8 protein-coding genes are annotated in these 6849 nt (G+C 68.0%); 1 reads left to right on the plus strand and 7 read right to left on the minus strand.

From position 1 onward, the window contains the following. Positions 1 to 4: 4 nt before the first annotated feature. The 6 genes from ubiA to AO057_RS01845 form a co-directional block, all read right to left on the minus strand. Positions 5 to 862, minus strand: coding sequence for a 4-hydroxybenzoate octaprenyltransferase (ubiA, locus tag AO057_RS01820; protein ID WP_057674018.1), 858 nt, complete (start codon positions 860 to 862; stop codon positions 5 to 7). A gap of 65 nt (positions 863 to 927) precedes the next feature. Then, positions 928 to 1419, minus strand: a complete 492-nt coding sequence (locus tag AO057_RS01825; protein WP_057674019.1) for a Dps family protein — start codon at positions 1417 to 1419, stop codon at positions 928 to 930. Positions 1420 to 1441: 22 nt separating this feature from the next. Further along, positions 1442 to 2404: a LysR substrate-binding domain-containing protein gene (locus tag AO057_RS01830; protein ID WP_057674020.1), complete on the minus strand. Its 963-nt coding sequence runs from the start codon at positions 2402 to 2404 to the stop codon at positions 1442 to 1444. A gap of 42 nt (positions 2405 to 2446) precedes the next feature. Then, positions 2447 to 3007 (minus strand): type II and III secretion system protein, encoded by a 561-nt coding sequence (locus tag AO057_RS01835; protein ID WP_168163346.1) that lies wholly within the window; start codon positions 3005 to 3007, stop codon positions 2447 to 2449. Between the two features lie 186 nt (positions 3008 to 3193). After that, positions 3194 to 3385 carry a YgaP family membrane protein gene (locus tag AO057_RS01840; RefSeq protein ID WP_057674022.1) on the minus strand — a complete coding sequence of 64 codons (192 nt, stop codon included), beginning with the start codon at positions 3383 to 3385 and terminating at the stop codon, positions 3194 to 3196. A 94-nt stretch (positions 3386 to 3479) separates the two neighbouring features. Further along, positions 3480 to 4136, minus strand: coding sequence for a Crp/Fnr family transcriptional regulator (locus AO057_RS01845; protein ID WP_057674023.1), 657 nt, complete (start codon positions 4134 to 4136; stop codon positions 3480 to 3482). A gap of 112 nt (positions 4137 to 4248) precedes the next feature. On the opposite strand from AO057_RS01845, the gene AO057_RS01850 reads away from it, so the two are divergent. Then, positions 4249 to 5370 (plus strand): NADH:flavin oxidoreductase/NADH oxidase, encoded by a 1122-nt coding sequence (locus tag AO057_RS01850; RefSeq protein ID WP_057674024.1) that lies wholly within the window; start codon positions 4249 to 4251, stop codon positions 5368 to 5370. Positions 5371 to 5386: 16 nt separating this feature from the next. Here the strand turns inward: AO057_RS01850 and AO057_RS01855 are convergent, their stop codons facing one another. Beyond that, a complete protein-coding gene (locus tag AO057_RS01855) occupies positions 5387 to 6610 on the minus strand; it encodes an SPOR domain-containing protein (protein WP_057674025.1) in 1224 nt (407 codons plus the stop codon). Between the last annotated feature and the right edge of the window lie 239 nt (positions 6611 to 6849).

Below are 6849 nucleotides of genomic sequence, written 5' to 3' on the forward strand. Positions count from 1 at the left end.
GGGTTCAGCGCAACGCGTAACCGGCCACGATGCCGGCGAACAGCGTGAAGCCCAGCCAGTGGTTCAGGCGGAAGGCCTTGAAACAGCCTTCGCGTGTGCGCCCGCGGATCAGGCGGTGGTGCCAGACCACCTGGGCCGTGGCCACCACCAGGGCCAGAAACCAGGGCCAGGGCGCCATGCGCTCGACCAGCAACACGGTCCACAGCAACAGCTGAACCACATAGAAGCTCGTCACCGCCACCACGTCCCAGCGTCCGAGCGTGATGGCCGAGGTCTTCATGCCGATGCGCAGATCGTCATCCCGATCGACCATGGCGTACTCGGTGTCATAGGCCAGCACCCAGAACAGGTTGCCGATCAGCAGCCCCCAGGCCAGCGCCGACACCTCGCCACGCACGGCGGCGAAAGCCATGGGAATGCCGAAGCTGAAGGCCACGCCCAGCACGGCCTGCGGCATGGCAAAGAAGCGCTTGGCATAGGGATAGATGATGGCCACGGCCAGCGCCGCGAAAGACCAGGCCACCGCCACGCGGTTGGTCGTGAGCACCAGGCCGAAGGCCAGCAGCGCCAGCACCGCGCCGAGCGTCAGCGCCTCACGCACCGAGACCTTGCCCGCCGTCACCGGCCGCTGCGCGGTACGCTTCACATGCTTGTCGAAGTCGCGGTCGGCCACGTCGTTGAGACAGCAGCCCGCGCTGCGCATGAGGATGGTGCCGAGCACGAACACCGTCACGAGGTGCCAGCCCGGGAAACCGCCAGCCGCCACCCACAGCGCGCTCAAACTGGGCCAGAGCAGCAACAGCCAACCCGCGGGCCGGTCCCAGCGGATCAGGTCGAGATAGAGGTGGAATTTCTCGCGCATGGGTCAGGAGCAAGGCACCAAAAGAATCGGGCGGCCACGCCGCCCGTCGCAGCCGGGCAAAGGGCTTACTCCTCCAGCAGCGAACGCAGCATCCAGGCCGTCTGCTCATGCACCGTGAGGCGCTGGGTCAGCAGGTCGGCGGTGGGCTCGTCACCGGCTTTGTCGGCCAGCGGGAACAGGCTGCGTGCCGTGCGTGCCACTGCCTCGTGGCCCTGCACGAGGATGCGCACCATCTCCAGCGCCTTGGGCGGCTTGGCCGGGGCGTCGGGCACCGAGGCCAGCTTGCCGAACTGGGCGTAGGAACCGGGCGCGGGATGCCCCAGCGAGCGGACGCGCTCGGCGATCGGGTCCACCGCAGTCCACAACTCGGTGTACTGCGTCATGAACATGGTGTGCAGGGTGTTGAACATCGGACCCGTCACGTTCCAGTGGAAGTTGTGCGTGGTCAGGTAGAGCGTGTAGGTGTCGGCCAGCAGGTGGCTCAGGCCCTTGGCAATGGCCGCGCGGTCTTTCTCGCTGATGCCGATGTTGATGGCGGGGGCGGTGTTCTTGGCCATGGTCACTCCTGGATGGAAATACTCACTCCGACAGACGCTTGACACCCGGCAGCTCGCAGGCATAGACGGCATTGCGCAGCGAGGCGATGGCCTCGTAGCGCGTGAAGCTGCGCCGCCACACCAGCACCACACGGCGCGTCGGCGCCTCGCCGCCGAAGGGCAGGTACTTGATGAAGCTGTCCTCCTGGCCGTTGCCCCTGGCCTTGCCCTTGGGCAGCAGCGCAGACTTGGGGATGCTCAGGCGCGGCACCAGGGTCACGCCCATGCCGGCGGCCACCATGTGCTTGATGGTCTCCAGCGAGGAACCCTCGAAGCTCTTGCGGATGCCCTCGGCATTGCTGGAGAAGCGCGCGAACTCGGGGCAGACCTCCAGCACGTGGTCACGGAAGCAGTGGCCCGTGCCCAGCAGCAGCATGGTCTCGGCCTTGAGCTCCTCGGTGCTGATGCTGTCGTTCTTCGCCAGCGGGTGGTTGGCCGGTACGGCGGCGTAAAAGGGCTCGTCGTAGAGCGGCGCCACCGCCAGGCCGGCGTCCGGGAAGGGCTCGGCCAGGATGGCGCAGTCGATCTCGCCGGTGCGCAGCATCTCCAGCAGCTTGACCGTGAAGTTCTCCTGCAGCATCAACGGCATCTGCGGCGTGTGCGTGATCATCTGGCGCACCAGGTCGGGCAGCAGGTAGGGGCCGATGGTGTAGATCACGCCCAGCTTGAGCGGGCCCGACAACGGGTCCTTGCCGCGCTTGGCGATCTCCTTGATGCTGGCGGCCTGCTCCAGCACGGCCTGCGCCTGGCGCACGATCTCCTCGCCCAGCGGCGTGACCGTCACCTCGTTGGCGCTGCGCTCGAAGAGCTTGACCTCCAGCTCTTCCTCGATCTTCTTCACCGCCACCGACAGCGTGGGCTGCGAGACGAAGCAGGCTTCGGCCGCGCGACCGAAATGCTTCTCGCGGGCCACGGCGACGATGTATTTAAGTTCGGTGAGCGTCATGATTGAATTGTGACATTCTGCGGCCGATTCCGATAGCACTTATCAGGGCAGCGAAACACGCAGCTGCAACAGGCGCGGGCGCTGCGTGGCCGCATCGCTGCGGTAGGTGCCGGGCGGCGTGCTGCTGCCGCTGCGGGCAATGGTCACCCATTGCCCCAGCGGGGCCTGCACCGTGGTGACCACCTCGCCGCGCTGCTGCGTCGGCAGCTCGGCGCCGGGCCGGGCCTCGACACTGGCCGTCTGCACTTCGATGTCCACGCTGGCCGCCTGCTGGCCGCCCGGCCAGCGCGGCCGCACGATGAAGGTCTGCCCGGCCTGCAGCCAGGTCAGGCCCTGCTTCACGCCCGCCCCCGTCATGGGACCGGCGGCGTTGACGGACTGCACCCACTGCATGGGAATGGCCTGGCCCCAGCTCAGCCGCGCCTGGCTGCCGTTGCGTACCTGCAGTTGCTGCGGTGCCATCAACGGTGCCTGCGGCCGCGTACCCACCACATAACCGGCGCTGCCTTCCTCGATCTGGCGCAACTCCACCACCAGATCTCGCACCGGCAACACGGGCCGGGACACCGACGTGCCGGCAGGAGGCTCCGGGGATGCCGCCATCGGAACGGCGGGCGCGAGGCCTAGGCAAAGCAGCAGCAGGCAGGCTTGGATTTTCATCGTTGCGGTCATTGTTCCATGTCCGCATCGCCCGCACCAGACGGAGTCCAAAAAAACGCCAAGGGGGCCTCTGCCCCCTTGATGTGCATCAAGCAGCCCGCCTGCAAGTGGCGGGGCTGCAGGCGTGTGTTATCGCTTCAGCGGGCAGGTGCTGACGCCCAGCAGCGTGTACAGGGGGCACCAGCCCAGGGCCCCGGTGGCCAGGGGCACCACGCCGATCCAGCCCCAGACACCCACCGTACCGGTGGCCGCCAGGCCGATCAGCACCAGTCCGGCGACAACGCGCAGCACGCGGTCGATGTTTCCTTCGTTCGTTTTCATGAGGGTTCCTTTGTGATGGTGAAACGATGGTTCATTGGACGCCCGACCCGTCCCGACGTCTGTGACCTGTGTCACAGAGCCTGGGCACACACGGTCAGGACGACGAGGCGGAGGCGGCCAACGTACGCAGGGCGGCGCTGTTGAGGATCTGGATGTGCTCGCGCGCCAGCAGCACCCAGCCCTCGCGCTCGAAACGGCGCAGCAGGCGGGTGACCATCTCACGCACCGTACCCAGTTCATCGGCCAGTGCCTGGTGCGTCAGGGCCAGGTCCTGGCCACGCCCCAGCAGCGCGCGGGCCAGGCGCTGGTCCAGTTTGTGAAACGCGATCGCCTCGATCAGGCTGGTCAGGTCCGCCATGCGTTCCGCGAACAGCCCCAACACCTCATCGCGAAAGCGTGGCGTCTCCAGCCAGCGCCGGAAGGTCTCGGGGGGAATCAGCAGCAGGCGTGTCGGCCGGGTCGTCACGCCCTGCGCCGAAAGCGGCAAACCGCGGAACAGGCAGGCGCTGGACACCAGGCAAAGCTCGCCGGGCACCACGCGGTACAACTCAAGGAAGCGCCCTTCGCCCGAGCTGCGCGAGACCTTCACCTCACCCGACAGCACCAGCGGAAAACCCTGACACGGCGCGCTTTCGTCGAACAGCACGGCCCCGGCCGGCACCTCCAGCACCGAAGCACCGAGCGAGGCGAGCGTGGGCGTGACCTCACCCAGCGCGGGATAGAGCGTCACGGCTTCATTCAGGTTCTGCATGCATCACACCTTGTGGGTTCCGCCATGGGTCTTGCGGCAGCGCTGTGCGCGCCGCAGGGCGGTTGCAGTCATCATGCCAAAATCTTCCATCCACCACCCACCCCCATCTGCCGTGAGTCTGCTCTTCTCCCCCTTTGATCTGCCCGCCCCGCGCGGCCCCCTTGCTCTCGCCAACCGCATCGTCATCGCGCCCATGTGCCAGTACTCGGCCGTTGACGGCGCGGCGACCGACTGGCATCTCGCGCACTGGGCCAGCCTGCTCAACAGTGGCGCCGGTCTCCTCACCATCGAGGCCACGGGCGTCACGCCCGACGGCCGCATCACCCCTCACTGCCTGGGCCTGTGGAACGAGCACACGGAACAGGCTTTGGGCGACACGCTGCAGCGCGCGCGCAGATTAGCGCCGCCCATGCCGGTCTGCATCCAGCTCGCCCACGCCGGGCGCAAGGGCTCCAGCGCCGCGCCCTGGCATGGCGGTGGACTGCTGAGCCCGGCCCAGGGCGGTTGGCTGCCGCTGGCACCCTCGGCCCTGCCACAGCTGCCCGACGAGCCGCCGCCCGCGGCCATGTCGGCGGCCCAGCTGGTCCAGGTGCGCGAGGCTTTCGTGACAGCCGCAAAGCGTGCGCAGCGCATCGGCATCGACGCCATCGAGCTGCACGCCGCACACGGCTACCTGCTGCACCAGTTCCTCTCGCCCCTGTCCAACCAGCGCACGGACAACTACGGTGGCAGCCTGGAGAACCGCATGCGTTTTCCGCTGGAAGTGTTCACCGCCGTGCGCGCCGTCTTCGACGGCCCGCTGGGTGTGCGCGTCTCGGCCACCGACTGGGTCGAGGACGGCTGGGACGGGCAGCAGACGGCCGAGTTCTCGCGCCAGCTCAAGGCCCTGGGCTGCAACTTCATGCACGTCTCCACCGCTGGCGTCTCGCCGCAGCAGAAGATCACCCTGGGCCCCGGCTACCAGGTGCCTTATGCGCGGGAAGTCCGCCAGGCCTGCGGCCTGCCGACCACCGCCGTGGGCCTGATCACCGATCCGAAACAGGCCGAAGAAATATTGCAGGCCGGCGACGCCGACCTGATCGCCATCGCCCGCGCCCTGCTCTACAAACCGCGTTGGCCCTGGGAAGCTGCCGTGGCCCTGGGCGGCCAGGTGCAGGCCAGCGAGCCCTATTGGCGCTGCCTGCCGCGCGAGGCGCAGGGCATCTTCGGGAACGTGCGGATCGGGATGCGCTGAGGCGCGCAGCGAGCGCTCAGGGGCGTTGACGGATTACTAGAACTGGCAAGTCCAGCGTCTTGATGCGCAACGCGGCCTGGTCGGCCTCGGCCTGGCGCATGAAGGGGCCGACACGCACGCGCATCAGCTTGCCCTTGGGGCTTTCGAAGGATTCGGCGCCCGCCTCCAGCCCCAGGCCCTGCACCTGGGCCAGCGCTTTCTGCGCGTTGGCCTCCTGGGCGTAGGCGCCCACCTGGATCACCCAGACATAACGCAGTTGCGGCGCACTGGCGGCACGGGCCGGGCGCGGGGCGGCCGCCGGTGCCGGCGTAGCCACCGCCGCGGTGGCGGTCGCCGCCGGGCGTGGCGCGGGAGCAGGCGGCACGGCAGGCTCCGGCCGGGCTGGTGCCGCTGCCACGCTGCGGTCCGCGGCGTTGACCATGGCCGGCTTGCCGGTTGTCGCGGGCCGGGCTGTCGAAGGTGTTTGTGGCGCGCTCGCGGCCTGGGCCACACGTGGCGCCTCGGGCGCAGCAAGCACCACCGCAGTGGCTGGCGCCGGTGCCGCAGCAGGTACGCTGGCCACCGTGGCCGGCGGGGGTGTTGTTGTCGCCTGCGGCTCGCTCTTGGCAACTGCGGGGGCCGCGGCCAGCGCACGAACCTGGCCGGACTGGCCGCCAGCCAGAGCACGCTCCTCGCGCGCCGCCAGCTGGGGCAGCGCACTGTCGACGCCCTGGAAACCGTTGTAAACCGCGAGCACCAGCGCCAGCAGCACCGCATTGCCCAGGCCCAGCAGCATCAGGCGACGGTTGTCCGGCGCCTGGCGGGACAGCACGGTGGCGGCGTCCCTCACCTCGGGCGAGGTGCGCAGCACGGCCGATATCTTCTCGTTGCAGTGGGTGTAGAACCAGGCGTTCGCATACAGGCCCGGCACGACAAAGGCCACCGTCAGCAGCAGCAGGAAGAGCAGCAGGGCGCTGGTGTCGGAATAGTTGAGCAGCAGCTTGCCCACGCCGAAGATCAGCAGCGCCGTGCCGAACAGGGCCGCCACATAAGCCAGGGCCCAGCCCCACATCCGGCGATATACCAGCCAGTTGAAGGTGCTCCAGTAGGCCGCCCAGTTCCAGCTGCTGCCCGCCTTGCCCTCGCCGTCGAAACGGGCGAAGTGACGCAGGTAGTAATCCTGTGCGCGCGGGCCGATGGTGGCGCGGTAGAGGTAGGCGGTGTCGCCGGAGGCGAGCTTGTGGGTGGGTTCCTTGGCCATCGCTGATGTTCCAGGTATGCCTGGAGTCTAATTCACATTGGCCGCCGTGCCACGTCTGGCGTGCCGTGGATGCTACAAATTTGCAATCAGGGCCTGTTCACACTGATTTCTCAAGATGCGTTGTGGATCAAAAAAGTCATGCGGTAGGCGCGTGGGCGCCGCCGGGGTCACACCCCGGCAAGTCCGCGCAACACCCCGCATGGCTTTTTTAGCCACAACCCGAAGGGAACGGGGGGGGA

The organism is Curvibacter sp. PAE-UM (assembly GCF_001432305.1).
Taxonomy (GTDB): domain Bacteria; phylum Pseudomonadota; class Gammaproteobacteria; order Burkholderiales; family Burkholderiaceae_C; genus Hylemonella.